This is a genomic window from Pseudomonas cichorii (genome assembly GCF_018343775.1).
GTDB lineage: Bacteria > Pseudomonadota > Gammaproteobacteria > Pseudomonadales > Pseudomonadaceae > Aquipseudomonas > Aquipseudomonas cichorii.
In genome coordinates this window covers 5,671,935-5,697,982 of sequence record NZ_CP074349.1, presented here as the reverse complement: position 1 = coordinate 5,697,982, position 26,048 = coordinate 5,671,935, and the positions used below count along the sequence as shown (strand labels likewise).

The following is a 26,048-nucleotide window of genomic DNA, read 5'->3' as shown; positions in this document are numbered from 1 at the left end:
TATGAATAACATAGCCGCCTGCCGCACAGCGCAGAACACACTTTTCAGCAGCGATACGGCTGTAATGGCGTGGAGTATAAAAACAATTGATTGCCCTCCGAAGGAGTTTATGAGGTTTCAGGTTTCTGTTATAGCTGGGGTTCTTTCGCTTTTTCTTTATTTTATATGGTTGATGTGGGATGCTCTGACTGAGAGTGTAGGGTTGTTTATAGGGTTTGCTTGCGCAACAGTAGCGTATTTTGTCTACTTGATTGTGCTTGTAATAAGACAGAAGACCATATTTAATTACCGCATTACATACCGGGTTGGGTCTGTCGAGCACTTTCGTCACTACCCAAGCTTCGCAGGCCCTCTCTTCAAAGGCATCGCCATCTTCACCATTCTGCTATTTCTCGGCGTGGCCCTCGTCACAGGCTCCCTGCTATTTCTGATTGGTCCAGCCGCCATTTCACTGGGGGCCGCACGCTCTTTGCTGAATTGGGAGAATAAAATCCACCATGAAGAAAGTCTGCCCTGGAACGAGCATAACTTTGTCACGGTGGATCGCAAACGCTCCATGATAATCACCCATCGAACGGACATCACGGTGGGGTTTGAAGCCCGCTTCCCCAACAAAGACCTGTTCGAGCAATACCTGCAATTCCTGCACTCGGTCCTGTCACCCACGGCCAAGTTCATGGAGAAAGACTGGGAGTGGTGAAAAACGCGGTGCCTGATGCAACAAGCTTTTGAATAGTGTGTTTTGTCAGTCACGATATTGTTGGTGTCATGGTGGGGCAGATTTCCTTGCCACACCGCAAGGTGATTATCCGCAATATCGGCACCCCCAACATTTATCAGATAGAACTCGACAAGCAGAGTAATGGCACAGCCGATGGATTAACCACAACCCATCTTTTGATAAGTGCTGAGCACCGCACCCAATCCCTGGCACTTGCAACCCCGGAATAAGTAGGCGATATGTGCAACAAGAAAAAAGCTTCGCTCAGTGACGAGTCTCTGAATGATACCGAAAAACAAAATGCTGCTTATCATTTTGATGAGTTGAAAGACTGCGAAAAAATATTTGACTGGTCCATAAAGACTATAAACGGCACTCCAAAAGACATAATGGAAGGCCAGGTGCTTATTTTTTGCGCTGGTACGGCATGGGGACTTTTACTTACTTTTTTGACGTGGTGGAAAAGTCAGATTCATGTGCCCGAACTAATGGCCGGCGCTATATTTCTATACTGTAATGTGTTTTTTTATATACTCATCTTCAGACAAAAAACCATATTCAACTACAGTGTCACCTCACAAAAAGCATTGCTTGAATATTACGACTACTACCCAAGCTTCGCAGGCCCGCTCTTCAAAGGCATCGCCATTTTCACCATCCTGCTATTTCTCGGCGTAGCCCTTGTCACGGGTTCTCTGCTCTTTCTCATCGGCCCCGCCGCCATTTCAATCGGGGCCGCACGCTCTTTGCTGAATTGGGAGAATAAAATCCATCATCGGGAAACTCGTCCATGGGATACCCACAACTTCGTCACGATTGATCGAAAGCGCTCCATCATCGTTATTCATTGCACCGACATCACTACAGGATTTGTCGCCCATCTCCCCAACAAGGACCTGTTCGAGCAATACCTGCAATTCCTGCATTCCGTCCTGCCGCCCACTGCCGAGTTCATGGAAAAAGATTGGGAGTGGTAAAGAAATTGGCGAGTGAAGTACCTCATATTCGTTTTGGGAATAACCAAATGAATAAATGAGATTTATGGATATAAAAAACTACTGTTAATGTCACTCCATTACGGCGGTTTTCGCCTCATGAACATTCAATACCCAGCAAAGGAGCGCCCCATGCGCACTCTCATCTTGCGTCGAGGCCTGGCCGCTCTGTTTGCCGCAGCAGTCGCTTTGGGGGCCATTACCCAGGCCCAGGCTGAAGACCTTCGTATCGGTTATCAGAAATACGGCACCCTGGTGGTGCTCAAGGCCAAAGGCTCCCTTGAGAAGCGTCTGGCCGAGCAAGGCGTGAAAGTGCAGTGGACCGAATTTCCGGGCGGCCCGCAGTTACTGGAAGGTCTGAACGTAGGCTCCATCGATTTCGGCGTCACCGGCGAGACGCCTCCGGTTTTCGCGCAGGCTGCCGGCGCGGACCTGCTTTACGTTGCCTATGAGCCGCCAGCGCCTACCAGCGAGGCGATTCTGGTGCCCAAGGATTCACCGATCACTTCGGTCAAAGACCTCAAAGGCAAGAAAGTCGCCCTTAACAAGGGTTCCAACGTTCACTACCTGCTGGTGCGTGCGCTGGAAGACGCTGGCCTGAAATACACCGATATCCAGACCGTATTCCTGCCGCCTGCCGATGCGCGTGCCGCTTTCGAGCGTGGCAGTGTCGATGCCTGGGTCATCTGGGACCCTTACCAGGCCGCAGCCGAACAGCAATTGCAGGCACGTACGCTGAGGAACGGTACCGGTATCGCTGATAACCATCAGTTCTATCTGGCCACCAAGCCTTACGCGCAAAAGAACCCGAAAGTGATCCAGGCCCTTGTCGAAGAAGTTCGAGCTGTGGGCGAGTGGTCTCAGGCTCACCCTGAGGAAGTGACCAAACAGGTTGCGCCGTTGTTGGGCCTGCCGGCTGACATCACTCTGACTTCGGTGAAACGCCAGGGCTACGGGGCGCTGTTCATCACGCCTCAGGTGGTCGATGCGCAGCAGAAAATCGCTGACACCTTCTATCAGCTCAAACTGATTCCCAAGCCACTGCGCATTGCCGACGTGATCTGGACACCTCCCGCTGCTGTAGCGAAAGCACAGTGATTGGCAGGCCTTTCGAGGAGACAACTCCATGAGCCTTAGTGCTTCGCAACGAACCCTTCACAGACTGGCGCCCTGGGCACTTCCAGTCTTGCTGCTGGCGGCCTGGCAACTGTCAGTCAGCGCCGGCTGGCTGTCCACCCGCATTCTGCCTGCGCCAAGCGCGGTGATAGAGGCTGGCGTCAATCTGATTGCCAGCGGTGAAATCTGGACCCACCTGGCAATCAGCGGCTGGCGTGCCGGTATCGGTTTCGCCATTGGCGGCGGTATCGGGCTGATTCTGGGTTTCATCACCGGCCTCACCAAATGGGGTGAGCGCTTGCTGGACAGTTCGGTGCAGATGATTCGTAACGTGCCGCACCTGGCGCTGATTCCATTGGTCATCCTGTGGTTCGGCATCGATGAGACCGCGAAGGTATTCCTGGTCGCGCTGGGCACCTTGTTCCCGATCTACCTGAACACCTATCACGGTATTCGTAACATCGACCCTGCGCTGGTGGAAATGTCCCGCAGCTACGGTCTGTCAGGCTTCAGCCTGTTCCGTCATGTGATTCTGCCGGGCGCCATGCCTTCGATCCTTGTGGGTGTGCGCTTTGCCCTTGGCTTCATGTGGTTGACCCTGATCGTGGCCGAAACCATCTCGGCCAGCTCCGGCATCGGCTATCTGGCCATGAACGCCCGTGAATTCCTGCAAACCGACGTCGTGGTTCTGGCCATCGTGCTGTATGCCGTGCTTGGCAAGCTGGCCGATCTGGCGGCGCGAGCTCTGGAGCGTGTATGCCTGCGCTGGCATCCGGCCTATCAGGTCAGCAAAGGCGGTGCAGCATGACGAGTCTGAAACAACAACCTCCGCATTTGCTGCGTGGTATTCCGCTGGCGATTCAGGACCTGAAGAAAGCCTTCGGTTCCCGTGTCGTACTCAAGGACATCGATCTGCACATTCCGGCCGGTCAGTTCGTGGCCGTGGTAGGTCGCAGTGGTTGCGGCAAGAGCACTCTGTTGCGCCTGCTGGCCGGTCTGGACAAGCCTACCGAGGGTCAGTTGCTGGCTGGTTCCGCCTCCCTGGCCGACGCTCGGGAAGACACTCGCCTGATGTTCCAGGAAGCGCGTCTGCTGCCCTGGAAGAAGATCATCGACAACGTGGGCCTTGGCCTGAGCGGTGACTGGCGTCCCCAGGCGCTTGAGGCGCTGGAAGCGGTCGGTCTGGCCGAGCGTGCCAATGAATGGCCGGCGGCTTTGTCTGGCGGCCAGAAGCAGCGTGTTGCCCTGGCGCGGGCGCTGATCCACAAACCGCGCCTGCTATTGCTCGATGAGCCGCTGGGCGCGCTGGATGCCTTGACCCGTATTGAAATGCAGCAACTGATCGAAAACCTGTGGCGCAAGCATGGTTTCACGGTCCTGCTGGTGACCCACGATGTCAGTGAGGCCGTGGCCATTGCCGATCGGGTGATCCTGATCGAAGAAGGCAGCATCGGGCTCGACCTTGTGGTCGACCTGCCGCGTCCTCGGGCGCGTGGCTCCCATCGTCTGGCTGCGCTGGAAACCGAAGTGCTCAACCGCGTGCTGTCCCTGCCCGGGGCGCCGCCTGAACCCGAACCCTCTTCACCATTGCCCACGCAATTGCGTTGGGCCAATTAACCCCGATCCCACAAAAGGAAGGCATACCATGACTATCAAAGCGATTAACGTGCGCAACCAGTTCAAAGGCACCATCAAGGAAATTGTCCAGGGTGACGTGCTGTCCGAAATCGACGTGCAGACCGCTTCCGGTATCGTGACGTCGGTCATCACCACCCGCTCGGTAAAAGAGCTGGAACTGGCCGTGGGCAGCGAAGTGATTGCATTCGTGAAGTCCACCGAGGTGTCGATCGCCAAGCTGTGATCTTCAGTGACACCCAACCCCGGACGGTGCAGACCCTCCGGGGTTTTTACGTCCTGATCAAAGAGGCTGAGGCCTTTTTGGCAGGAATGGCGGCAGGTACAGCCCCAGATAGGTGTCGAACACCCGCATGCCTTCTTCGGCCATGCGTGGCGTGATCTGGTCGTGCAGTTGTATCGAGCGGGCGTAGACACGGTCGCCCAGTTCCATCGCCAGGGCGAATACATCCACATCGTCCGGCAGTGCCGGTATCGGGAAATGGCGGTTGAACACTTCAAGCATCAGGTGACCCAGTTCGATGTCGTGCTGGCGGTCGGCCTGATTGATTTCGGTCAGGCCATGCTGGGCAAGGATCAACTGGCGTGCGGCGGCATCGGCGTTATAGATGTTGAGCATGCGCAATTCCACCTGGCGTGACAGATCGCGCCAGTCCTTGAGCTGGTCATGATCGATAGGCGCCTGCAACGATGCCCGGAAGGCTGCATGGATATCGGCGGTCAGGGCCTCAAGCAATGCCGGGACGCTGGCAAAGAAGTGGTAGACAGAAGAGGGCGGTATCTCCGCGCGCTCGGCCACGCTGTAGATCGACAGGCTGGCCACTCCTTCGGTAGCGAGCAAGGTGCGTGCAGCATCGAGAATCGAATCGATTCGTGCCTGGCTGCGTGCTCGGGGTTTGCGAAGGGCGACGGTGCGGGTCATGGGGTGCTCTCGGGGGCGGCGGGGCTGCGGCATTGTACAGTGGCGTCTCTTTTAAGGTCTTCGCGAATAAATTCGCTCCAACAGTGAAAACCCCTGTTGGAGCGAATTTATTCGCGAAGAAAAACAAAAACGCCGCATGACCCTAAGGCTTGCGGCGCTTTGTGCAGCGGTCTGGATCAGACCGTATGCAGGTACCAGTTGTACTCAAGATCGGAGATGGAGTGCTCGAACTCCTCCAGCTCGCTCTCTTTGCAGGCCACGAATATATCGATGTATTTCGGATCGATGTACTTGGCCATGACTTCGCTGTCGTCCAGCTCGCGCAGTGCGTCTCGCAGGTTGTTCGGCAGGCTTTGCTCGTGCTGCTCGTAGGAGTTGCCTTCCACCGGAGCGCCCGGCTCGACCTTGTTGGTCAGGCCGTGATGCACGCCTGCCAGCACCGAAGCCATCACCAGATACGGGTTGGCATCGGCACCGGCAACACGGTGTTCGATACGCACGGCATCGGCCGAACCGGTTGGCACGCGCAACGCAACGGTGCGGTTGTCCAGGCCCCAGGTCGGAGAGTTGGGCACGTAGAACTGGGCACCGAACCGGCGGTACGAGTTGACGTTCGGGCAAAGGAACGCCATCTGGGCCGGCAGGGTCTCGAGCACACCGCCGATCGCATGACGTAATGCGGCGTTCTGCTCGGGATCCTCGCTGGTGAAGATGTTCTTGCCATCGCGATCCAGGATCGAGATGTGGACATGCAGACCATTACCTGCCTGACCCGGATAGGGCTTGGCCATGAAGGTCGTGTCCATTTCGTGGTCGTAGGCGATGTTCTTGATCAGACGCTTGAGCAGAACTGCGTAATCGCAGGCCCTGATCGGATCGGCCACGTGGTGCAGGTTCACCTCGAACTGGGCCGGGGCGCTTTCCTTGACGATGGCGTCGGCCGGGATGCCTTGCTCTTTCGCACCTTCCAGAATGTCCTGGAGGCAGTCGACATATTCGTCGAGATCGTCGATCAGGTAGACCTGTGTCGAGTGCGGGCGCTTGCCCGAGATCGGCGAGCGTGGCGGTTGTGGGCGACCGTTCACGTTCTCCTGGTCGATCAGGTAGAACTCCAGCTCGAATGCCGCGCAGATGGTCAGGCCCATGTCATCGAACTTGCTCACTACCTGACGCAGCACTTCACGCGGGTCGGCGAAGAAGGGCTCGCCTTCGAGTTCGTGCATGGTCATCAGCAGTTGTGCCGTAGGGCGCTTCTGCCAGGGCTCGTTGCACAGGGTATCGGGGATTGGATAACAGATCCGGTCGGCATCGCCGATATCCAGACCCAGGCCGGTGCTTTCCACCGTGGAGCCATTGATATCCAGGGCAAATAGAGAGGCAGGCAGGTTGATGCCCTTCTCGTAAACCTTGTGGAGGCTGGTGCGTTCTATGCGTTTGCCACGCACCACACCATTCATATCTGCAATCAGAAGGTCAACGTACAGAACCTCAGGATGTTCCTTAAGGAACGCGTTCGCTTCGTTGAGCTGAACGGCACGCGGGGGTACCGACATGATGCAACACCTTTGTTGTTAAAAATATCAATCATCGAGCATTACGGGTTTCAGTCAATCCGAAAGCCATGATGAAGTCAATAGAGCCATTTGTTGCCCTAAAACTGCGCCATACAGCCTTTTTTGCCGCTATTTGGGGCGCGTATTCCTTGTTTCGAGCAGCGCTGAGCCTGGATCGGGAGGACTCGTATTCTATTTTTATCGGGGCGTTGTATAAAAAAATGAACAAGGCTAAGCTCGATTGCAGCCCACAGAGCAATAAAACCGGGGTTTCAATGCCTTGCCTTCCCTTGATCGACTCCATTCCCGGTGCAGGACAGAGCGGTCATCATGCCCGCTCTATCAATGTCTTCAACAGCCTGCCGTCGAATCCTGCAAGACTCTGTGTGCGACCCGACAGCAGTGCCATGAGTTCCAGCCATACTGGACATCGGCTCTGCGCTACAGCAACTTTTCATATTGAACAGTATCACTATAGCGGCATGACCGGCGTTACAGATGCTGCTCATGCCTGCAAACAGGCAGATGCCACCTTACCGCTTATTCTTGCCTGCCGAAACGAGTTGTACAACGTGACGCCGATGCGTCGGAAAAACGCCTGATCGCGATCAGGACACGACAACCCCTGAGGTATTTATGAGTACCAACCTCGACCAGCTCACCGATTGGTTGAAAGAACACAAGATCACCGAAGTCGAATGCATGATGTCCGACCTCACCGGGATCACCCGCGGCAAGATCTCGCCGACCAACAAGTTCATTGCCGAAAAAGGCATGCGTCTGCCTGAAAGCGTGCTGCTGCAGACGGTGACCGGCGACTATGTAGAAGACGACATCTACTACGAACTGCTGGACCCGGCAGACATCGACATGATCTGCCGCCCCGACCAGAACGCGGTGTATCTGGTGCCCTGGGCCATCGAGCCCACTGCGCAGGTCATTCATGACACCTACGACAAGCAGGGCAACCCTATCGAGCTGTCGCCGCGCAATGTCCTGAAAAAAGTCCTCAAGCTCTATGCCGATCAGGGCTGGCAACCGATTGTTGCGCCGGAGATGGAGTTCTACCTGACCAAGCGCAGCGATGACCCGGATTATCCATTGCAGCCGCCTGTCGGTCGCTCCGGGCGTCCTGAAACCGGGCGTCAGTCGTTCTCCATCGAAGCCGCCAACGAATTCGATCCCCTGTTTGAAGATGTCTACGACTGGTGCGAGCTGCAGAACCTGGATCTGGACACCCTGATCCACGAAGACGGTACGGCGCAGATGGAAATCAACTTCCGTCATGGCGATGCCTTGTCCCTGGCCGACCAGATCCTGGTGTTCAAGCGCACCATGCGCGAAGCCGCGCTCAAGCATGACGTGGCCGCCACCTTCATGGCCAAGCCCATGACCGGCGAGCCAGGCAGTGCGATGCACTTGCACCAGAGCATCATCGACATCAAGACCGGCAAGAACATCTTCTCCAACGACGACGGGACCATGAGCCAGTTGTTCCTGAACCACGTCGGTGGTTTGCAGAAGCTTATCCCCGAGCTGTTGCCGCTGTTTGCACCCAACGTCAACTCGTTCCGCCGCTTCCTGCCGGACACCTCGGCCCCCGTAAACGTCGAATGGGGTGAAGAGAACCGCACGGTGGGCTTGCGTGTGCCGGATGCCGTGCCGCAGAACCGTCGCGTGGAAAACCGTCTGCCGGGCGCCGATGCCAACCCTTATCTGGCGATTGCTGCGAGCCTGTTGTGCGGCTTCATCGGCATGGTTGAAGGGCTGAACCCGAGTGCGCCGGTGGTCGGGCGCGGTTACGAGCGACGCAACCTTCGTCTGCCGCTGACCATCGAGGATGCGCTGGAGCGGATGGAAAACAGCAAGATCATCGAAAAGTACCTGGGCAAGAAGTTCATCGTCGGCTACGTGGCGGTCAAGCGTGCCGAGCACGAGAACTTCAAGCGCGTGATCAGTTCGTGGGAGCGGGAGTTTCTGCTCTTCGCTGTTTAAGCCCTGCAGACGCCGCAGAACCTGCTGTGGCGTCTTGTCATCGAACCCGGACATAGGAACGCTGCATGAGTGCCAAGAACCCTCAAACCCTGGAATGGCAAGCCTTGAGCAGCGAGCACCATCTGGCACCATTCAGCGACTACAGACAGTTGAAAGATAAAGGCCCGCGCATCATCACGCGCGCCGAAGGCGTTTATCTGTGGGACAGCGAAGGCAACAGGATTCTGGACGGCATGTCCGGCCTGTGGTGTGTCGCCATCGGCTATGGACGTGAAGAGCTGGTGGAAGCTGCCAGCAAACAGATGCGCGAGCTGCCTTATTACAACCTGTTCTTCCAGACGGCCCATCCTCCGGCGCTGGAGCTGGCCAGGGCCCTTTCCGAAATCACGCCTGCGGGCATGAGTCATGTGTTCTTTACCGGCTCAGGCTCCGAAGGCAACGACACTATGCTGCGCATGGTCCGCCATTACTGGGCAATCAAAGGCCAGCCCAATAAAAAAACCATCATCAGCCGGGTCAATGGCTATCACGGCTCGACCGTTGCCGGTGCCAGCCTGGGCGGCATGACCTACATGCACGAGCAGGGCGATCTGCCGATCCCGGGTGTGGTGCATATTCCCCAGCCGTACTGGTTTGGTGAAGGCGGCGACATGACGCCTGACGAGTTCGGTATCTGGGCTGCCGAGCAACTGGAGAAGAAGATTCTCGAGCTGGGCGTGGAAAATGTCGGGGCGTTCATTGCCGAGCCGATTCAGGGCGCGGGCGGTGTGATCGTCGCGCCGGATAGCTACTGGCCGAAGATCAAGGAAATCCTGGCCAGGTACGACATCCTGTTCGTGGCCGATGAGGTGATTTGTGGCTTCGGTCGTACAGGTGAGTGGTTCGGTAGCGATTTCTACGGCCTCAAGCCGGACATGATGACCATCGCCAAGGGCCTGACCTCGGGGTATGTGCCGATGGGCGGCCTCGTCGTACGCGATGAAATCGTCGCAGTGCTTAATGAAGGCGGCGACTTCAACCATGGTTTTACCTATTCCGGGCATCCTGTGGCGGCGGCTGTTGCGCTGGAAAACATCCGTATCCTGCGCGAAGAGAAAATCGTCGAAAGGGTTAAAGCGGAAACGGCACCATACTTGCAAAAGCGACTGCGCGAGTTGAACGATCATCCCCTGGTAGGAGAGGTTCGGGGTGTTGGTCTGCTGGGTGCAATCGAGCTGGTGAAAGACAAGACCACTCGTGAGCGTTATGCCGACAAGGGCGTTGGCATGATTTGCAGAACCTTTTGTTTCGACAATGGCCTGATCATGCGGGCCGTGGGCGATACCATGATCATTGCGCCACCGCTGGTCATCAGTCTTGCGCAAATCGATGAGTTGATCGAGAAGGCGCGAAAGTGCCTGGATCTGACGCTGGCCGCACTGTAGAGGCGGATTTATCCGCGAGACGTCGTTGACGGCGACGCATGTTTTTCGGATGTACCGGCCTTTCGCGAATGAATTCGCTCCCACGGTCAATTCGTAGTGGGGCTTGTTTGACAGGAATCTCCTGCAGCATGGATGCGTATGTGGTGAAAGTCGGCTTGAAAGCTCGAACCGGAACTTGCCAGACTAATGGCTAGAAGCCGCTAATCTAACGGTCAGTGATAAAACATTGGAGCTGTACGCATGAAAAAATTTGGCAAGACCCTTCTCGCCTTGTCCCTCATGGGCGTGGTGGCCGCAACTGCACAGGCCGATGACAAAGTGCTGCACGTCTATAACTGGTCCGATTACATCGCACCGGATACCGTTGCCAAGTTCGAGAAAGAGTCTGGCATCAAGGTTGTCTACGACGTTTTCGACAGCAACGAAACACTGGAAGCCAAGCTGCTGGCGGGCAAGTCCGGTTATGACATCGTTGTGCCGTCCAACAATTTCCTGGCCAAGCAGATCAAGGCTGGCGTCTATCAGGAACTGGACAAGTCCAAGCTGCCCAATTATGGCAACCTGAACAAGGACCTGCTCAAGGCCGTTTCGGTCAGCGACCCGGGCAACAAGCACGCTTTCCCGTACATGTGGGGCTCGATCGGTATCGGCTTCAACCCCGAGAAGGTCAAGGCCGCTCTGGGTGCCGATGCGCCGGTCAATTCCTGGGATCTGCTGTTCAAGCCTGAAAACGCAGCCAAGCTGAAGTCCTGCGGTATCAGCTTCCTCGATTCGCCAACCGAAATGTTGCCGATCGCTCTGCATTACCTGGGCTACCCGACCGACTCCCAGGACAAGAAGCAACTCGCCGAAGCCGAGGCACTGTTCCTGAAGATTCGTCCTTCGATTGCCTACTTCCACTCGTCCAAGTACATCTCCGACCTGGCCAACGGCAACATCTGCGTAGCCGTGGGCTACTCGGGTGATATCTACCAGGCCAAGGCGCGCGCCGAAGAGGCGGGTGGCAAGGTCAAGGTCAGCTACAACATTCCGAAAGAAGGTGCTGGCAGCTTCTTTGACATGGTCGCCATTCCCAAGGATGCCGAGAACGTCGACGGTGCCTACAAGTTCATGACCTTCCTGATGAAGCCGGAAATCATGGCCGAGATCACCGACGAAGTGCGCTTCCCGAACGGTAACGCGGCGGCGACTCCTTTGGTCAACAAGGAAATCACCAGCGACCCGGGCGTTTATCCGCCAGCCGATGTACAGGCCAAGCTGTATGCCATCGCTGACTTGCCTGCTGCGACCCAGCGGATCATGACCCGCAGCTGGACCAAGATCAAATCGGGCAAATAACCGCCTTCCGGTAGGAGCGAATTCATTCGCGAAGCTCTTTTCATTCAATGCAATTGCGGCGTCTGAACAAGAGCTTTCGCGGATGAATCCGCTCCTGCAAGGGTGTGTCATATAAAGTTCTTTGCGATTCGCAGCCATCAACGGTAAGTTGCCGACCCGTTTTTCAGCTCACCGACACGGGCACCAGACCCCCATACTGAAAGGATTGTTCAAGTGTCTATTTCTTTATTGGCCAGATCGATGCTCGCCGTTGCAGCGCTGACCACTGTTGCCAGTGTTCAGGCCGAGTCCACCGTACACATCTACAACTGGTCCGATTACATCGGCAAGACCACCCTGGCGGATTTTGAAACCACCACCGGCATCAAGCCGATGTACGACGTATTCGATTCCAACGAGACCCTGGAAGCCAAGCTGCTGGCCGGGCGTACCGGTTACGACGTGGTCGTGCCGTCCAACCATTTCCTGGGTAAGCAGATCAAGGCCGGAGCGTTCCAGAAGCTCGACAAGTCGCTGCTGCCCAACTACAAGAACCTAGACCCGGCGCTGCTCAAGCGTCTGGAGAAAAACGATCCGGGCAACCAGTACGCCGTGCCTTACCTGTGGGGCACCAACGGCATCGGTTATAACGTCGAGAAGGTAAAGGCGGTTCTGGGTGTCGACCGGATCGACTCCTGGTCCGTGCTGTTCGAGCCCGAGAACATCAAGAAGCTCTCCAGTTGTGGCGTGGCGTTCCTCGATTCGGCGGATGAAATGATTCCGGCCATGCTCAATTATCTGGGCCTGGACCCCAACAGCACCAAGGAAGCCGACTACAAGAAGGCTGAAGCCAGGCTGTTGGCGGTACGTCCTTATGTCACCTACTTCCATTCATCCAAATACATTACCGATCTGGCCAACGGCGACATCTGCGTTGCAGCCGGCTTTTCGGGCGATGTGTTCCAGGCCCGCGACCGCGCAGAAGAAGCGGGCAAGGGCGTGAAGATTGCCTATTCCATTCCCAAGGAAGGCGGCAACCTCTGGTTCGACATGCTGGCTATCCCGGCTGACTCCAAAAACGTCAAGCAAGCCAGCGCCTTCATCAACTATCTGCTTGATCCTGCGGTGATCGCCAAAGTCAGTGATGAAGTCGGTTATGCCAATCCCACCCCGGCGTCCGGTGATCTCATGGATCAGGACATTCGCACCGATGAAGCGGTCTACCCGCCTCAGGAAGTACTGGACAGATTGTTCGTGAATAGTGAGTTGCCGCCCAAGGTGCAACGTCTGATGACCCGCAGCTGGACCAAGGTCAAGTCGGGGAAATAAAAAATCCAGCGCCCGGCCGAATGGGTCGGGCTGCCTATTGTTGGGGAGTTTCACCCATGCCAGTTGCCTCCGGCGCCTACAAAAAAGCCATCGAAGGCGGTCAGCAACCCAAAGAGGTTCTGGTCAGGATCGATCGGGTCACGAAAAAATTCGACGAGACGGTTGCCGTGGACGATGTGTCCCTGCAGATCAACAAGGGCGAAATCTTCGCCCTGCTCGGCGGTTCCGGGTCCGGCAAGTCCACATTGCTGCGCATGCTTGCCGGCTTCGAGCGCCCGACCGAGGGTCGCATCTTTCTGGACGGCGTTGACATCACCGACATGCCGCCCTACGAACGCCCGATCAACATGATGTTCCAGTCCTATGCGCTGTTTCCGCACATGACCGTGGCCGATAACATCGCCTTCGGTCTCAAGCAGGACAAGCTGCCCAAGGACGAAATCGACGCCCGTGTGGCCGAGATGCTCAAGCTGGTGCACATGACCCAGTATGCCAAGCGCAAGCCGCATCAGTTGTCCGGTGGTCAGCGTCAGCGCGTTGCCCTGGCCCGCTCCCTGGCCAAGAAACCCAAGCTTCTGCTGCTCGACGAGCCCATGGGCGCGCTGGACAAGAAACTGCGCTCGCAGATGCAACTGGAGCTGGTGGAAATCATCGAGCGCGTGGGTGTGACCTGCGTGATGGTGACCCACGATCAGGAAGAGGCCATGACCATGGCCGCCCGCATCGCGATCATGCACCTGGGTTGGATCGCCCAGATCGGCAGCCCTATCGATATCTATGAAACGCCTACCAGCCGACTGGTCTGCGAGTTCATCGGCAGCGTCAACCTGTTCGAGGGCGAGGTGATCGAGGACATGGAAGGCTATGCGCTGATCCAGAGCCCTGACCTTGAGCGCCATATCTATGTCGGTCACGGCGTGAGCACGTCGGTGGAAGACAAGCGCATCACGTATGCGCTGCGCCCGGAAAAGCTCCTGATCACCACCGAGCAGCCGACCTTCGAGCACAACTGGTCCCGTGGCAAGGTGCATGACATTGCCTATCTGGGCGGCCACTCGGTGTTTTACGTCCAGTTGCCCGGCGGCAAGCTGGTGCAGTCCTTCGTCGCCAACGCCGAGCGCCAGGGCGCACGACCGACCTGGGACGATGAAGTCTACGTGTGGTGGGAAGACGACAGCGGCGTGGTACTGCGCTCATGAAAATCCGCAAGATCAAACGCGCACTCCAGCGAATCACGCCCAATGGCCGGCAACTGGTCATTGGCGCGCCGTTTCTCTGGCTGTTCATGTTTTTCGCCTTGCCGTTCCTGATCGTTCTCAAGATCAGCTTCGCCGAGGCGGATGTGGCGATCCCGCCTTATACCGAAATCTTCACCTACGCCGAAGACAAGCTGCAACTGGTCCTGAATCTGGCCAACTACACGCTGCTGACCGGTGACGATCTGTACATCTCGGCCTATCTGGGCTCGCTGAAGATGGCATTCTTCAGCACCTTGCTGTGTCTGCTGATCGGCTATCCAATGGCCTATGCCATCGCCAACGCCCGCAAGGACATGCAGACCGTGCTGTTGCTGCTGATCATGATGCCGACCTGGACGGCGATCCTGATCCGCGTCTACGCCTGGATGGGCATTCTCAGCAACAACGGGCTGCTCAATGCGTTCCTGATGTGGCTGGGCCTCATCGACGAGCCGCTGCAGATCCTCAATACCAACCTGGCGGTCTACATCGGCGTGGTCTATTCCTATCTGCCGTTCATGATCCTGCCGCTGTACGCCAACCTGGTGAAACACGACCAGAGCCTGCTGGAAGCCGCATCGGACCTTGGTTCGAGCACCTTCAACAGCTTCTGGAAAATCACCGTGCCGCTCTCCAAGAACGGTGTGATTGCCGGCTGCATGCTGGTGTTTATCCCGGTGGTGGGCGAGTTCGTGATCCCCGAGCTGCTGGGGGGCCCGGAAACCCTGATGATCGGTCGGGTCCTGTGGCAAGAATTCTTCAACAACCGTGACTGGCCGGTTGCCTCGGCATTGGCGGTCATCATGCTGCTGGTATTGATCGTGCCTATCATTCTGTTCAACCGCAGCCAGGCCAAAGAACTGGAGGGCAAGGTATGAACCGCTTCCGTTTCTCGAACCTGATATTGGTCCTGGGCCTGCTGTTCATTTATGCGCCGATGGTCATTCTGGTCATTTACTCGTTCAACGACTCCAAGCTGGTAACCGTCTGGGGTGGCTGGTCGGTCAAGTGGTATGTAGGCCTGCTGGATAACACCCAACTGATGGGGTCGGTATGGCGCTCGCTGGAGATCGCTTTCTACACGGCGATTGCTGCGGTTGCCCTGGGCACCATGGCGGCTTTCGTCCTGACCCGCATCTCGCGTTTCAAGGGCCGTACCTTTTTCGGCGGGCTGGTCACGGCGCCGCTGGTGATGCCGGAAGTGATCACCGGTCTGTCGCTGTTGCTGCTCTTCGTGGCCATGGCGCAGTTGATCGGCTGGCCTCAGGAGCGTGGCATCGTCACCATCTGGATCGCACACACCACTTTCTGCGCGGCCTATGTCGCGGTGGTCGTGTCGTCACGTCTGCGTGAGCTGGACTTGTCGATCGAAGAAGCGGCCATGGACCTGGGCGCCCGGCCGTGGAAGGTGTTTTTCCTCATCACCATCCCGATGATCGCGCCATCGCTGGCAGCGGGCGGCATGATGTCCTTTGCCCTGTCGCTGGACGATCTGGTACTGGCCAGCTTCGTGTCCGGGCCGGGCTCCACGACCTTGCCGATGGAAGTGTTTTCTGCTGTTCGTCTGGGCGTGAAGCCGGAAATCAACGCAGTGGCCAGCCTGATCCTGCTGGCGGTTTCGCTGGTGACCTTCCTGGTCTGGTACTTCACCCGCCGTGCCGAAGAGCGCCGCAAGCGCGCCATCCAGCAAGCCATCGAAGAAAGCGCAGCCGATACCTACAAGCCGCGTACTGCCTGATGAGTCGCGTTCAAGCCCTTCCCACAATCCACTGTGAATTGTGAGAGGGGGCTTGAACGGGTAACAGGGCGGTTATTTCCCTGGCACCAGCTTCAGCAATCCTTCCGTATGCTCGTCCACATCCTTCTCGCTGAAGCGTTGCGGCACATACTCGCCATTGATGAACGCCTTGGCCTGATCCGAATAATGCCGGTCGAACGGCACGCCGCTTTGCCCGACCGGGTTGATGCCCAGGCTGTGTGCCGGGTTGGCGAAGTCGATCAGGCGACGGGTCGATGGGCCATAGCTGACCGGCCACGGCGCCGTGCGCAGGCGTGAGGACAGGTTGTTGGGCACCTCATGACTGCCCGGTGCGGCGAAAGGGCCGACATTGAAGATGTGGTTCAACGGCTTCTGCGAACCCAGCGGGTGGCCATGAGTCAGGGTGTGCACCTTGCCCCACGTCCAGCCATCCGGGTTGTTGCCGTACATGGATTTCAGATGGGAAACACTGGCACGCCAGGCGACCTTGACGGTGTTGGCGCGGCTTTCGGTATGGGGCGAGTTGCGGTTGTTCCACCAGGGTGAATCCGCATCGGCCGCCAGACGGGGCAGGGCAGCGTCCAGTACGCGGGAGGTGGTCAGGGTTTCAAAGAAACCGTCACCCAGTTCGTCATGGAAGGTTTCTTCCGTCAGGTCGAACAGGAACTGACTGAACAGAGTCGCGCCTACCGAATCCAGCGGATAGTCACCTTTCCACTGCGCCAGACGCTCCACCAGCGCTAGTTCATCCGGGTCGGTGATCACGCTGCGCAATACCGGAATCAGCGGCGTCAGGATGCTTTGGGCGTAGTCGGTGCGGGTGCCCAGTTGCAGCGTCTTGCTGTTCTCCAGATCCCACTTGATTGCCGGGTCGCTTAGTTGCCTGTTCAGGTACTGTCCGCGGTCTGCCGGGTTGTAGTAGCCCGGAATCTGCATGCCGGTCGGGGACAGCGGCTGGAAGTTGGCCGAGATGATATAGCCGCGAGCCGGGTTTTCTTCCTGCGGGTTGGCGCTGAACGGATAGAAACCCAGCTTGTCTGCCTGCGCCGTGCTGCCATCCAGAATGTAAGCGGGGTTGACCCCCTCAGGCCGGATCGGCAATTGCGCGGCAGCCCACCAGCCGATATCGCCCTGATGGTTGGCCCAGACGATATTCAGGCCCGGCGACTGGATCTTCTCGGCGGCATTGCGCATCTTTTCCAGGGTGTTGGCGCGGTTGGCTTCGTAGAAACCATCGAGCACTGGGTTTTCCGACACCAGGAACGACCACCACATGGCAATCGGAGCCTTGCCCCCGTTCTTGCCCACCACATCGTTGACGATCGGACCGTGTGGCGACTGGCGTAGTGTCAGGGTCACATCAGGCTGGCCCTTGACCTTGATCTGTTGTTCGGTACTGGTCATGTCCACCCATTTGCCCTGATACCAGACCTGGTTCGGGTTCTCGGGGTTGGTCTTCTCGGCGATCAGGTCCACATCGTCGTTCTGGAACATGGTCAGGCTCCAGCCGAAATCCATGTTGTGACCCAGGAAAGCAAACGGGTTGAGGGCCTGATAATGGCCGTACAGCTCGAAGCCCGGCGCTGAGAGCTGTGCTTCGTACCATACGGATGGCACGGAAAAGCTGATGTGCGGGTCGCCTGCCAGCAAAGGCTTGCCACTTTGAGTACGGCTGCCGGACACGGCCCATGCATTACTGCCTTCAAACTGCGGCAGACCTGCTGCCGCAACGGCTTCGTGGCTCAGTTGCGCCAGGGTATTGAGGTCTTTCCAGTCTGCGCTGGCCAGGGCGGGTTTCTGGTCGAGCATGCCTTGAGGGTGCCAGTCCAGATCGAACACTTTCAGGTACTGCGGGCCAAGCTGGTCGCGCACATAGGTCAGCAACGGTTCGGTGCGAAAGGCTGCGGCAAAGCTGTAGGCCAGATAGCCGCCAATGCTCAGGGTGTCCTCAGCCGTGAAAGGGCGCTTGGGTATACCCAGCGCATCGAACTCCATCGGCTTTGCGTGGGTGTCCTGATACTGATTGATGCCATCCAGGTAGGCTTGCAGCGCCTTCCAGGTCGGGGTGTCCGGGTTCTGGCGAGCGACATAGGCATCGGCGTGTTCGCGGATGCGCAGGCTGCGGAACAGTTTGTCGGTCCCGATCAGGTTAGGCCCGAGGATTTCGGCCAGTTCACCGCGTGCCAGACGGCGCAGCATTTCCATCTGGAACAGGCGGTCCTGGGCATGTACGTAACCGAGTGCGCGGTACAGGTCCGCTTCGTTTTCTGCCCGGATATGAGGCACGCCACGCTCGTCGTAGCGCACGCTGACCGGTGCCTTCAGGTGCGTCATGGCGATCTCGCCGTCTCGCACCGGCTGTTTGCTATGGATATACCAGCCAGCGCCTGCGGCAAGCAGGGCGATGAGTATGGCGAGAATGGCAAGGATGCGTTTCATTGAACTTCCTATGAAAGGCTCGGGCAGGGGGGATGCAAGGCTACAGGAGTGCGGTCTGTTCGCGAATGAATTCGCTCCTACAGAGCCATTTGAGGGAGCGAATTCATTCGCGAACAAGCCGCAACAGGGCAAAACGGTCTCTACAGGAACGGATGAGCGCCCTGAATATTTATTGCCAGGCGCAGTAACAACCCACCGCCATGGTATTTGTGGTGTTCACGCTGCGCCCGTCGAGCAGAGCATGCAGGACCGGTTCGATAAAACTGTTGCCGGCGTTGCAGGTCAGGCCTTCGCTGTAAGGCCCGAAGTACGCAAGCTTGCCGTCGCGATCCCAGATGGCGACGGCCGGGCTGGCGGTGATTTTGTCGGCACCCGCAAGCGTGCTCAGTGTTTTGAGCGTATCGGCTGTTTGTGACGACGGTTCGGGCGTACCGGGTTTCGGCACGACATAGAAGTCCACGCCTTTGTCGCCACCGAAGTGCTCGATCAACTCAGACAGATGCTGCTGGTTGCCGACATTGCACGGGCAGGACGGGTCCATGAAATGCACCAGACGAATACGTCCCTTGCCAGCCAGTTCGGGGGGAAGGCTCAGGTTATCGCCCGTGAACAGGGCAGTCTGATCACTGAAAGGGCGCAGGTAGCGATGTTGAAACCAGTCATGTGCCATCCACAATCCCGCCGCACATGTCAGGACGAACAGGCAGGCAAACAGGTTGCGACGGTGTGGGGATTTCATGACAGACGTTTCTATTTAAGGTGGCGTAGCTTGCCACGCCCGAACAGACAGATGAATATCGCTACACTGTCTTTTCAAGGTCCTGTCGGAATCTGGAAGCCTTATGTCTGCAACGTTTGACCCTGATCAATTACGCGCCACGCTGTCACCGCTGCGCGAGATCGAATCGCTCTCTCTGGATGGACAGATCTATCAGCGTTTCTATGGCCTGGGCGGGCTTGGTGGCGAGCATGTCATCCGCAGCTGGCTCGGGCGTCTGGATGTGGGGGGCTACGAGATTGTCGGGCAGGTCTGGCTGCCGGAGCATCCTGTGGGAACCCTGTTTCTGTTCCACGGGTTCTATGACCACATGGGTCTGTATCGCTACGTGATCGAGTGGGCGCTGGCCCAAGGGTTTGCAGTGATTTCCTGCGACCTGCCCGGGCATGGGCTGTCCAGCGGCAGCCGGGCGAGCATCAATGACTTTTCCGAGTATCAGGTCGTGCTGCAACGTCTGTTGCTGGAAGCCGAGGCCCTGAACCTGCCGCATCCCTGGCATCTGTGCGGGCAAAGCACCGGTGGCGCAATCGTGATCGATCATCTGCTTCATCAGGGCAACGACAGCCCGGTGCAGGGCAAGGCCATTCTCTTGTCACCACTGGTTCGGCCACGAGCCTGGGGCTGGTCCAAACTCAGTTATTACATGCTCAAGCCGTTTGTGGACGGCATTGCCCGGCGGTTTTCCGAAAACACCAACGCCCCGGCTTTCCTGCCGTTTCTGCTGGCCGATCCCTTGCAGCCGCGCCGCTTGCCGACCGCCTGGGTAGGCGCTTTATCGCGCTGGATCGTGCAGATTGAACGTGCGCCGCGCAGTACCCGCAGCCCGCTGATCATTCAGGGCGATGCGGACATGACCGTTGACTGGGACCACAACCTGACCGTACTCAGGAGCAAGTTCAGCGAGCCGCAAATCCTCATGCTTGGCAAGGCGCGGCATCACTTGGCCAACGAGGTGCCGGAGTTCCGGACGCAGTATTTCGAGTTTCTGAAAGGGCACATGAACTGATCCGCCTCGAGTGAGGCGTTTTGTTACAGGCCCTGGGACAGGCTGGAGGTGCTTTGGCCGACGGCAAGTCCGGCACGGATCGCGGCAAGTGCTGCCTGATAGTAAGCCTTGCCTTCCGGTGACTCGGCGAAGCTTGAGAACTCTTCCAGCTCAGGGTCTGACAGGTCGCGGTAGACGTACAGCAGCGTGTTGTTCAGGTCCGCGCTGATCTGCGCCATCAGGCGTTCGCGCTGTCCTTCGAGCATGCCTTGAGCCTGACCGCCGCCCAGAAGGCCGGGAATCATCTGGCTCAGGCTGTCGGCTGCAACACCGGCAATGGCGAGGCTGACTTCTGCTCCGGCCTGCTTGGCGGGCAGTGCCTGCGCCAGATGGCCGATCAGCAACTGGCGGGTGGCGTCGGCTTCCATCTGCGGCAGTCCCTGGGCGTGCTTGGCCAACTGGTCGGAGCGGGTTGCCGTCAGTTCTGCCTTGACGATCTTGCGGCCCAGCGGGGACTGGAAGAATTTCAGCGCAGGCGCCGGATCCTTGAGGCTTTCACGCAGGCGCTTTTCTGCGCGCTGGTCCATGGCCTGCGGTGCAAAACGCTGGTTGCTGTTATTGACCAATGCCTGAAAGACCGCTGGCGGCAGGTTGTCGCGGTAGCGTTGCTGGGCAGCCTTGAGTGCATCGTTGAAATGCGCACGCTGCTCTGTCCAGCCGGCGGCCTTGTATAACTGATCGTAACCGTCTGCCCAGACAGGCAAGGCGCAGAACATCAACAGCAAAACAAACAAACGACGCATTCGGGACTCCTGTCGGCAGGTCGCTATTCTCGGGGTGTTGACGGGGATTTGTCGAGTTATGACTGCCCTTGCTGCATGAAAACACCCGCACATGACCGTGCTGTATACACACCTCTGTCGAATTCGGGGGCTTATGGATACTATGCACGCCATGCGCATATCTCCCGATCACCCCCTCCTGCTTCGAATCGTCGACGACCTGGCCGCCAATGGTTGGTCGCAGCAGAATATATTCCTGCCCGAAGGTCTGACCCGCGAACTGGCACAAGAGTGCCATCGACGTGCCGCCGAGGGTGAACTCGAGCCTGCCGGTGTGGGGCGCGGGCTTGCGCAGGAAGTACGCGAAGGTATTCGCGGCGATCATATCCAGTGGCTTGAAGCCGGGCAGGCCGAGTGCAGCGACCGTTATCTGGTGTTGATGGACAGCTTGCGCCTGGCCCTCAATCGCGGCCTGTTCCTGGGGCTGGAAGATTATGAAAGCCACTTCGCCCTTTACCCGCCAGGGGCGTTTTACCTCAAGCATGTGGACCGCTTTCGCGATGACGACAAACGCATGGTGTCGGCGGTGCTTTATCTGAATCAGGCCTGGCTGCCCGAGCATGGCGGGCAGTTGCGCATGTACCTGAAAGGGGACGTGACCTACGACGTCCAGCCTACAGGCGGTTGTCTGGTGGTGTTCCTGTCCGGCGATATACCCCATGAAGTGCTGCCTGCCACCCGCGACCGGCTTTCCCTGACCGGCTGGTTCCGGCGTCGGGGCAACGAACCGTTCCTGTGAGCCTGCCCGCTTCATGAAATCTGTGTCATGAACCCCGTTCTCCGGGGTAGAGGTCTATCGTAAAGGACTGTGCTGAACCGAAGGCCATGGGTTCAGGTCCGATAGGTAGTCTCACAAACGTGCGGAGCGATCATGACATCCCTATTTTCCAGAACTGCCCTCGCTGGTCTGTTGCTGGCAACGTCGACCCTGATTCATGCGGCCGATATCCCGCGTACCGCTTCGCCCGAGGGCGCAGAGGCGTACATCATCTCGCCCAAGGACGGAGAAACCGTGACGTCGCCGTTCAAGGTGCAGTTTGGTCTCAAGGGAATGGGTGTTGCACCGGCAGGGGTCGATATCCCTGAAACCGGCCATCATCATTTGCTGATCGATGTGAAGGATGAGCCCGCAGCGAATGTTCCGCTACCGACCACTGACAATATTCGCCATTTCGGCAAGGGGCAGACCGAAACCGTGCTGAGCCTGCCACCGGGCAGCCACACCCTCCAGTTGCTGGTGGGCGACAAATCGCATATCCCGCTGAACCCGACGGTCGAGTCGAAGAAGATCACGATCAATGTGAAGTAGGAGCGGATTTATCCGCGAAATGGCTTCGCGAATGAATTCGCCCCTACCGGGTCAGGCTGCTATCAGAACAGAACGCGGCTACGGATGGTGCCTTTGACCTGTTGCAGCTTCTCTTGCGCCAGGTCCGAGTAATCGGCGTCTACGTCGATTACCACGTAGCCGACTTTCTCGTTGGTCTGCAGGAACTGGCCGGAAATGTTGATGCCGTTTTCCGCGAACACCTTGTTGATTTCGCTCAGCACGCCCGGAATGTTTTCGTGGATGTGCAACAGGCGGTGCTTGCCAGGGTGAGCAGGCAAGGCCACTTCCGGGAAGTTGACGGAGGAAACCGACGTACCGTTGTCGCTGTACTTGACCAGCTTTTCCGCAACTTCCAGACCGATGTTGGCCTGGGCTTCGGCAGTGGAACCACCGATGTGCGGGGTCAGGATCACGTTGTCCAGGCCGCGCAGCGGGCTTTCAAAGATGTCGTCGTTGGAGCGAGGCTCCACCGGGAACACGTCGATGGCCGCGCCGATCAGGTGCTTGTCCTTGATCGCGTCTGCCAGGGCATCCAGCTCGACCACAGTACCGCGAGCGGCGTTGATCAGGATGCTGCCCTTTTTCATGGCACGGATTTCTTTCTCGCCGATCATCCACTGGGTTTCAGCGGTTTCCGGAACGTGCAGGGTCACGATGTCGGACATGCCCAGCAGCTCGGTCAGGCTGGCAACCTGAGTGGCGTTGCCCAGCGGCAGCTTGGTCAGGGTGTCGTAGAAGTAGACCTGCATGCCCAGGCCTTCAGCCAGAACCGACAGCTGAGTACCGATCGAGCCGTAGCCGATGATGCCCAGTTTCTTGCCGCGGATCTCGAAGGAGTTGGCCGCGCTCTTGATCCAGCCGCCACGGTGGCAGGAAGCGTTCTTCTCCGGGATGCCGCGCAGCAGCAGGATGGCCTCGGCCAGAACCAGCTCGGCGACGGAGCGGGTGTTGGAGTACGGGGCGTTGAACACTGCAATGCCGCGCTCACGTGCTGCGTCCAGGTCGACCTGGTTGGTGCCGATGCAGAAGCAGCCGACCGCAACCAGTTTCTTGGCGCAATCGAACAGCTCTTCAGTCAGTTGGGTGCGTGAGCGGATACCGATGAAATGGGCGTCGGCAATCTTTTCCTTCAGCTCGGCTTCCGGCAGAGACTTGGTGTGGTACTCGATGCTGGTGTAGCCGGCGGCCTTCAGGACGTCAACGGCGGATTGGTGGACGCCTTCGAGAAGAAGGAACTTGATCTTGCTCTTGTCGAGGGAAGTCTTGCTCATCTGCGTAAACCTGTGTCCCGGAGAAAAATGGCAGGAGGGGGCCGGATCGGCCATGGGCACGATTCGCGGGGGGCGTATGCTAGCATAAGCACCCCGCGAAACCCCATTCCCGAACGTGAACCGTTCTCAGGATGCCCATGAATTGTTCGAGAGTTGCGTCCATGACCAATCCCGCTTTGATTGATGAGCTCAAGACCCTGGTCGAACCAGGCAAGGTACTGACCGACGCCGGTTCGCTTGAGGCTTACGGCAAGGACTGGACCAAGCAATTCACCCCCGCCCCCACGGCTGTCGTGTTTCCCAAGACCATCGAGCAGGTCCAGGCCATCGTGCGCTGGGCCAACGAGCGTCTGGTGGCGCTGGTGCCTTCGGGCGGGCGGACAGGGCTTTCTGCCGCCGCTGTGGCTGCCAATGGCGAAGTGGTGGTTTCGTTCGACTACATGAACCGGATTCTGGAACTCAACCTCACCGAGCGCACAGCCGTCTGTCAGCCCGGTGTGATTACCCGGCAGTTGCAGGCCGCGGCGCAAGAGAGCGGCCTCTATTATCCAGTGGACTTCGCTTCCTCGGGTTCAAGCCAGATTGGCGGCAATATCGGCACCAATGCCGGCGGAATCAAGGTCATTCGCTATGGAATGACCCGCAACTGGGTCGCGGGCCTCAAGGTCGTCACCGGTAAAGGCGACCTGCTGGAACTGAACAAGGACCTGATCAAGAACGCCACCGGCTACGACATGCGCCAGCTGTTCATCGGCGCTGAAGGCACGCTGGGCTTTGTAGTCGAGGCCACCATGCGCCTTGATCGTGCGCCCCGCAACCTTACCGCCATGGTGCTGGGCACCACCGACTTCAATTCGATCATGCCTGTGCTGCACGCTTTTCACGGCAAGCTGGACCTGACGGCATTCGAGTTCTTCTCCGACAAGTCGTTTGCCCGGGTCATGGCCCGTGGCGACGTGCCTTCGCCATTCGACACGCCGTGCCCGTTTTATGTACTGCTGGAATTCGAGGCGACCACCGAAGAGGTGGCCAATGATGCCCTGGCGCTCTTCGAGCATTGTGTCGAGCAGGGCTGGGTGCTCGATGGCGTGATGAGCCAGAGCGAGCAGCAGTTGCAGAACCTGTGGAAGCTGCGCGAATACATTTCCGAAACCATCTCCCACTTCACGCCCTACAAGAACGATATTTCGGTCACGGTTTCAAAGGTTCCGGCCTTTCTGGGCGAGATCGATGCCATCGTTGCCGAGCACTATCCTGACTTCGAAGTGCTCTGGTACGGCCATATCGGCGATGGCAACCTGCACCTGAACATCCTCAAGCCCGAGAATCTGGACAAGGAAGCGTTCTTCCGGACCTGCGCCAAGGTCAACAAATGGGTGTTCGAGACGGTGGAGAAATACAACGGCTCGATTTCTGCCGAGCACGGTGTGGGGATGACCAAACGCGACTATCTGACGTACAGTCGCTCACCTGCCGAAATCGAATACATGAAAGCGCTGAAAGCGGTCTTCGACCCTAACGGCATCATGAACCCGGGCAAGATATTTGCTGTTTGATCAGCCGACATACCTTATTCAACGAAGCCAGAATTATCAGACCCAGGAGACGTCATGAGCTACCAGCACAAATATGTCGATGGAACGAACATCCACTTCCCGCTGGGCAAGGTGGTCTGTATCGGTCGTAACTATGCAGAGCACGCCAAGGAACTGGGCAACCCGGTCCCGACCGAGCCGTTGCTGTTCATGAAACCCGGCAGTTCCGTGGTCGCTCTGGAAGGCGGCTTCAGCATTCCGGCAGACCGTGGTTCTGTGCATTACGAAGCCGAAATCGTCGTACTGATCGGCAAGCCGCTGAGCAAGAACCCCTCCCGTGAAGAAGTGCTCGACGCCATCAGCGGCTTCGCTCCGGGCCTGGACCTGACCTTGCGTGACGTGCAGTCGCGTCTGCGCGAGAAAGGTCTGCCATGGGAGCTGGCCAAGTGCTTCGACGGCGCTGCGGTCATCGCACCTTTCGTGCCCGCTGAAACCTATCCGGACCTGACCGATATCGGCATTCGCCTGACCATCAACGGCAAGGTCGTGCAGGACGGCAACAGCAGCCTGATGCTTAACCCGATCGTGCCGATGATCCAGCACATGGCCGCCAACTTCTCGTTGCAGGCCGGTGACATCATCATGACTGGCACCCCGGCAGGCGTCGGGCCGTTCGAGGCCGGTGACGAAATCGTGCTTGAGTTGACCGGCCAGAACCGCTTTGAGAGCGTCGTTCGTTAAACGCCCGGTTGCTGCTTTTGAAAAGCGCCTGAGATGACCTCTCGGGCTTTTTTTTTGGCTCTGTCTTGTGGCCCTGTCGCCAGCAAGCTACCCCCCACAGACACTGAACCGACTTGGCAGCAT

Annotated in this window: 25 protein-coding genes; 19 read left to right on the top strand and 6 right to left on the bottom strand. The window is 57.8% G+C overall.

The genetic code is table 11. From position 1 onward, the window contains the following. Nucleotide 1 precedes the first annotated feature (1 nt). From KGD89_RS24605 to KGD89_RS24580, 6 genes are all read left to right on the top strand, one after another. Nucleotides 2-700, top strand: a complete 699-nt coding sequence (locus tag KGD89_RS24605) for a hypothetical protein (protein WP_025262387.1) — start codon at nucleotides 2-4, stop codon at nucleotides 698-700. 260 nt (nucleotides 701-960) lie between these two features. Beyond that, nucleotides 961-1,698 (top strand): hypothetical protein, encoded by a 738-nt coding sequence (locus KGD89_RS24600; protein WP_025262386.1) that lies wholly within the window; start codon nucleotides 961-963, stop codon nucleotides 1,696-1,698. A 150-nt stretch (nucleotides 1,699-1,848) separates the two neighbouring features. Then, entirely contained in the window at nucleotides 1,849-2,814 is a 966-nt protein-coding gene (locus KGD89_RS24595; RefSeq protein ID WP_025262385.1) for a sulfonate ABC transporter substrate-binding protein, read from the top strand. Between the two features lie 28 nt (nucleotides 2,815-2,842). Then, nucleotides 2,843-3,640, top strand: coding sequence for an aliphatic sulfonate ABC transporter permease SsuC (gene ssuC / locus KGD89_RS24590; protein WP_025262384.1), 798 nt, complete (start codon nucleotides 2,843-2,845; stop codon nucleotides 3,638-3,640). Beyond that, the gene (gene ssuB / locus KGD89_RS24585) at nucleotides 3,637-4,449 is read left to right on the top strand and encodes an aliphatic sulfonates ABC transporter ATP-binding protein (RefSeq protein WP_025262383.1); all 813 of its coding nucleotides are present in this window, start codon (nucleotides 3,637-3,639) and stop codon (nucleotides 4,447-4,449) included. Before ssuC ends, ssuB begins: the two co-directional genes overlap by 4 nt. Before the next feature lie 28 nt (nucleotides 4,450-4,477). Continuing rightward, nucleotides 4,478-4,693, top strand: coding sequence for a TOBE domain-containing protein (locus tag KGD89_RS24580; protein ID WP_025262382.1), 216 nt, complete (start codon nucleotides 4,478-4,480; stop codon nucleotides 4,691-4,693). A 57-nt stretch (nucleotides 4,694-4,750) separates the two neighbouring features. Here the strand turns inward: KGD89_RS24580 and KGD89_RS24575 are convergent, their stop codons facing one another. Together KGD89_RS24575 and KGD89_RS24570 are read right to left on the bottom strand one after the other, a co-directional pair. Next, complete coding sequence (locus KGD89_RS24575; protein WP_025262381.1) at nucleotides 4,751-5,389, bottom strand: TetR/AcrR family transcriptional regulator; 639 nt, start codon at nucleotides 5,387-5,389, stop codon at nucleotides 4,751-4,753. A 176-nt stretch (nucleotides 5,390-5,565) separates the two neighbouring features. After that, nucleotides 5,566-6,942 carry a glutamine synthetase family protein gene (locus tag KGD89_RS24570; protein ID WP_025262380.1) on the bottom strand — a complete coding sequence of 459 codons (1,377 nt, stop codon included), beginning with the start codon at nucleotides 6,940-6,942 and terminating at the stop codon, nucleotides 5,566-5,568. Nucleotides 6,943-7,010: 68 nt separating this feature from the next. On the opposite strand from KGD89_RS24570, the gene KGD89_RS24565 reads away from it, so the two are divergent. From KGD89_RS24565 to KGD89_RS24530, 8 genes are all read left to right on the top strand, one after another. Continuing rightward, nucleotides 7,011-7,544 (top strand): hypothetical protein, encoded by a 534-nt coding sequence (locus KGD89_RS24565; RefSeq protein WP_143008724.1) that lies wholly within the window; start codon nucleotides 7,011-7,013, stop codon nucleotides 7,542-7,544. 34 nt (nucleotides 7,545-7,578) lie between these two features. Beyond that, a complete protein-coding gene (locus KGD89_RS24560; protein ID WP_025262378.1) occupies nucleotides 7,579-8,937 on the top strand; it encodes a glutamine synthetase family protein in 1,359 nt (452 codons plus the stop codon). Between the two features lie 65 nt (nucleotides 8,938-9,002). After that, nucleotides 9,003-10,361 (top strand): aspartate aminotransferase family protein, encoded by a 1,359-nt coding sequence (locus KGD89_RS24555; protein WP_025262377.1) that lies wholly within the window; start codon nucleotides 9,003-9,005, stop codon nucleotides 10,359-10,361. A gap of 240 nt (nucleotides 10,362-10,601) precedes the next feature. After that, the gene (locus tag KGD89_RS24550; RefSeq protein WP_025262376.1) at nucleotides 10,602-11,699 is read left to right on the top strand and encodes a polyamine ABC transporter substrate-binding protein; all 1,098 of its coding nucleotides are present in this window, start codon (nucleotides 10,602-10,604) and stop codon (nucleotides 11,697-11,699) included. A 240-nt stretch (nucleotides 11,700-11,939) separates the two neighbouring features. After that, nucleotides 11,940-13,007: a polyamine ABC transporter substrate-binding protein gene (locus KGD89_RS24545; protein WP_260407480.1), complete on the top strand. Its 1,068-nt coding sequence runs from the start codon at nucleotides 11,940-11,942 to the stop codon at nucleotides 13,005-13,007. A gap of 56 nt (nucleotides 13,008-13,063) precedes the next feature. Beyond that, nucleotides 13,064-14,206, top strand: a complete 1,143-nt coding sequence (gene potA, locus KGD89_RS24540) for a polyamine ABC transporter ATP-binding protein (protein ID WP_025262374.1) — start codon at nucleotides 13,064-13,066, stop codon at nucleotides 14,204-14,206. Beyond that, nucleotides 14,203-15,123 carry an ABC transporter permease subunit gene (locus tag KGD89_RS24535; RefSeq protein ID WP_025262373.1) on the top strand — a complete coding sequence of 307 codons (921 nt, stop codon included), beginning with the start codon at nucleotides 14,203-14,205 and terminating at the stop codon, nucleotides 15,121-15,123. Before potA ends, KGD89_RS24535 begins: the two co-directional genes overlap by 4 nt. Next, nucleotides 15,120-15,983, top strand: a complete 864-nt coding sequence (locus KGD89_RS24530) for an ABC transporter permease subunit (protein ID WP_025262372.1) — start codon at nucleotides 15,120-15,122, stop codon at nucleotides 15,981-15,983. Before KGD89_RS24535 ends, KGD89_RS24530 begins: the two co-directional genes overlap by 4 nt. Nucleotides 15,984-16,055: 72 nt before the next feature. Here the strand turns inward: KGD89_RS24530 and KGD89_RS24525 are convergent, their stop codons facing one another. Both KGD89_RS24525 and KGD89_RS24520 read right to left on the bottom strand, forming a co-directional pair. Next, nucleotides 16,056-18,443, bottom strand: a complete 2,388-nt coding sequence (locus KGD89_RS24525; protein ID WP_025262371.1) for a penicillin acylase family protein — start codon at nucleotides 18,441-18,443, stop codon at nucleotides 16,056-16,058. 169 nt (nucleotides 18,444-18,612) lie between these two features. Further along, nucleotides 18,613-19,182 carry a DUF6436 domain-containing protein gene (locus tag KGD89_RS24520; RefSeq protein WP_025262370.1) on the bottom strand — a complete coding sequence of 190 codons (570 nt, stop codon included), beginning with the start codon at nucleotides 19,180-19,182 and terminating at the stop codon, nucleotides 18,613-18,615. Nucleotides 19,183-19,285: 103 nt separating this feature from the next. On the opposite strand from KGD89_RS24520, the gene KGD89_RS24515 reads away from it, so the two are divergent. Further along, complete coding sequence (locus tag KGD89_RS24515; RefSeq protein ID WP_025262369.1) at nucleotides 19,286-20,227, top strand: alpha/beta hydrolase; 942 nt, start codon at nucleotides 19,286-19,288, stop codon at nucleotides 20,225-20,227. A gap of 23 nt (nucleotides 20,228-20,250) precedes the next feature. On the opposite strand, the gene KGD89_RS24510 is transcribed toward KGD89_RS24515, so the two are convergent. Beyond that, nucleotides 20,251-21,009 (bottom strand): DUF2059 domain-containing protein, encoded by a 759-nt coding sequence (locus KGD89_RS24510; RefSeq protein ID WP_025262368.1) that lies wholly within the window; start codon nucleotides 21,007-21,009, stop codon nucleotides 20,251-20,253. 142 nt (nucleotides 21,010-21,151) lie between these two features. Here KGD89_RS24510 and KGD89_RS24505 point away from each other — a divergent pair, with 142 nt between their 5' ends. Both KGD89_RS24505 and KGD89_RS24500 read left to right on the top strand, forming a co-directional pair. Continuing rightward, a complete protein-coding gene (locus KGD89_RS24505) occupies nucleotides 21,152-21,787 on the top strand; it encodes a 2OG-Fe(II) oxygenase (RefSeq protein WP_025262367.1) in 636 nt (211 codons plus the stop codon). 132 nt (nucleotides 21,788-21,919) lie between these two features. Continuing rightward, nucleotides 21,920-22,357 (top strand): DUF4399 domain-containing protein, encoded by a 438-nt coding sequence (locus KGD89_RS24500; RefSeq protein ID WP_025262366.1) that lies wholly within the window; start codon nucleotides 21,920-21,922, stop codon nucleotides 22,355-22,357. A 62-nt stretch (nucleotides 22,358-22,419) separates the two neighbouring features. On the opposite strand, the gene serA is transcribed toward KGD89_RS24500, so the two are convergent. Next, a complete protein-coding gene (gene serA, locus KGD89_RS24495) occupies nucleotides 22,420-23,649 on the bottom strand; it encodes a phosphoglycerate dehydrogenase (RefSeq protein ID WP_025262365.1) in 1,230 nt (409 codons plus the stop codon). Between the two features lie 161 nt (nucleotides 23,650-23,810). Between serA and KGD89_RS24490 the strand changes: the two genes are divergently transcribed. Continuing rightward, complete coding sequence (locus tag KGD89_RS24490; RefSeq protein WP_025262364.1) at nucleotides 23,811-25,205, top strand: FAD-binding oxidoreductase; 1,395 nt, start codon at nucleotides 23,811-23,813, stop codon at nucleotides 25,203-25,205. A gap of 54 nt (nucleotides 25,206-25,259) precedes the next feature. Next, nucleotides 25,260-25,925 carry a fumarylacetoacetate hydrolase family protein gene (locus KGD89_RS24485; protein WP_025262363.1) on the top strand — a complete coding sequence of 222 codons (666 nt, stop codon included), beginning with the start codon at nucleotides 25,260-25,262 and terminating at the stop codon, nucleotides 25,923-25,925. The last annotated feature ends 123 nt before the right edge of the window (nucleotides 25,926-26,048 follow it).

What these genes read in the sequence shown, in the direction of transcription:
- KGD89_RS24605 (WP_025262387.1), top strand. Translation starts at nt 2, where the DNA reads ATGAATAACATAGCCGCCTGCCGCACAGCGCAGAACACACTTTTCAGC.
- KGD89_RS24600 (WP_025262386.1), top strand. Translation starts at nt 961, where the DNA reads ATGTGCAACAAGAAAAAAGCTTCGCTCAGTGACGAGTCTCTGAATGAT.
- KGD89_RS24595 (WP_025262385.1), top strand. Translation starts at nt 1,849, where the DNA reads ATGCGCACTCTCATCTTGCGTCGAGGCCTGGCCGCTCTGTTTGCCGCA.
- ssuC (WP_025262384.1), top strand. Translation starts at nt 2,843, where the DNA reads ATGAGCCTTAGTGCTTCGCAACGAACCCTTCACAGACTGGCGCCCTGG.
- ssuB (WP_025262383.1), top strand. Translation starts at nt 3,637, where the DNA reads ATGACGAGTCTGAAACAACAACCTCCGCATTTGCTGCGTGGTATTCCG.
- KGD89_RS24580 (WP_025262382.1), top strand. Translation starts at nt 4,478, where the DNA reads ATGACTATCAAAGCGATTAACGTGCGCAACCAGTTCAAAGGCACCATC.
- KGD89_RS24575 (WP_025262381.1), bottom strand. Translation starts at nt 5,389, where the DNA reads ATGACCCGCACCGTCGCCCTTCGCAAACCCCGAGCACGCAGCCAGGCA.
- KGD89_RS24570 (WP_025262380.1), bottom strand. Translation starts at nt 6,942, where the DNA reads ATGTCGGTACCCCCGCGTGCCGTTCAGCTCAACGAAGCGAACGCGTTC.
- KGD89_RS24565 (WP_143008724.1), top strand. Translation starts at nt 7,011, where the DNA reads ATGATGAAGTCAATAGAGCCATTTGTTGCCCTAAAACTGCGCCATACA.
- KGD89_RS24560 (WP_025262378.1), top strand. Translation starts at nt 7,579, where the DNA reads ATGAGTACCAACCTCGACCAGCTCACCGATTGGTTGAAAGAACACAAG.
- KGD89_RS24555 (WP_025262377.1), top strand. Translation starts at nt 9,003, where the DNA reads ATGAGTGCCAAGAACCCTCAAACCCTGGAATGGCAAGCCTTGAGCAGC.
- KGD89_RS24550 (WP_025262376.1), top strand. Translation starts at nt 10,602, where the DNA reads ATGAAAAAATTTGGCAAGACCCTTCTCGCCTTGTCCCTCATGGGCGTG.
- KGD89_RS24545 (WP_260407480.1), top strand. Translation starts at nt 11,940, where the DNA reads ATGCTCGCCGTTGCAGCGCTGACCACTGTTGCCAGTGTTCAGGCCGAG.
- potA (WP_025262374.1), top strand. Translation starts at nt 13,064, where the DNA reads ATGCCAGTTGCCTCCGGCGCCTACAAAAAAGCCATCGAAGGCGGTCAG.
- KGD89_RS24535 (WP_025262373.1), top strand. Translation starts at nt 14,203, where the DNA reads ATGAAAATCCGCAAGATCAAACGCGCACTCCAGCGAATCACGCCCAAT.
- KGD89_RS24530 (WP_025262372.1), top strand. Translation starts at nt 15,120, where the DNA reads ATGAACCGCTTCCGTTTCTCGAACCTGATATTGGTCCTGGGCCTGCTG.
- KGD89_RS24525 (WP_025262371.1), bottom strand. Translation starts at nt 18,443, where the DNA reads ATGAAACGCATCCTTGCCATTCTCGCCATACTCATCGCCCTGCTTGCC.
- KGD89_RS24520 (WP_025262370.1), bottom strand. Translation starts at nt 19,182, where the DNA reads ATGAAATCCCCACACCGTCGCAACCTGTTTGCCTGCCTGTTCGTCCTG.
- KGD89_RS24515 (WP_025262369.1), top strand. Translation starts at nt 19,286, where the DNA reads ATGTCTGCAACGTTTGACCCTGATCAATTACGCGCCACGCTGTCACCG.
- KGD89_RS24510 (WP_025262368.1), bottom strand. Translation starts at nt 21,009, where the DNA reads ATGCGTCGTTTGTTTGTTTTGCTGTTGATGTTCTGCGCCTTGCCTGTC.
- KGD89_RS24505 (WP_025262367.1), top strand. Translation starts at nt 21,152, where the DNA reads ATGCACGCCATGCGCATATCTCCCGATCACCCCCTCCTGCTTCGAATC.
- KGD89_RS24500 (WP_025262366.1), top strand. Translation starts at nt 21,920, where the DNA reads ATGACATCCCTATTTTCCAGAACTGCCCTCGCTGGTCTGTTGCTGGCA.
- serA (WP_025262365.1), bottom strand. Translation starts at nt 23,649, where the DNA reads ATGAGCAAGACTTCCCTCGACAAGAGCAAGATCAAGTTCCTTCTTCTC.
- KGD89_RS24490 (WP_025262364.1), top strand. Translation starts at nt 23,811, where the DNA reads ATGACCAATCCCGCTTTGATTGATGAGCTCAAGACCCTGGTCGAACCA.
- KGD89_RS24485 (WP_025262363.1), top strand. Translation starts at nt 25,260, where the DNA reads ATGAGCTACCAGCACAAATATGTCGATGGAACGAACATCCACTTCCCG.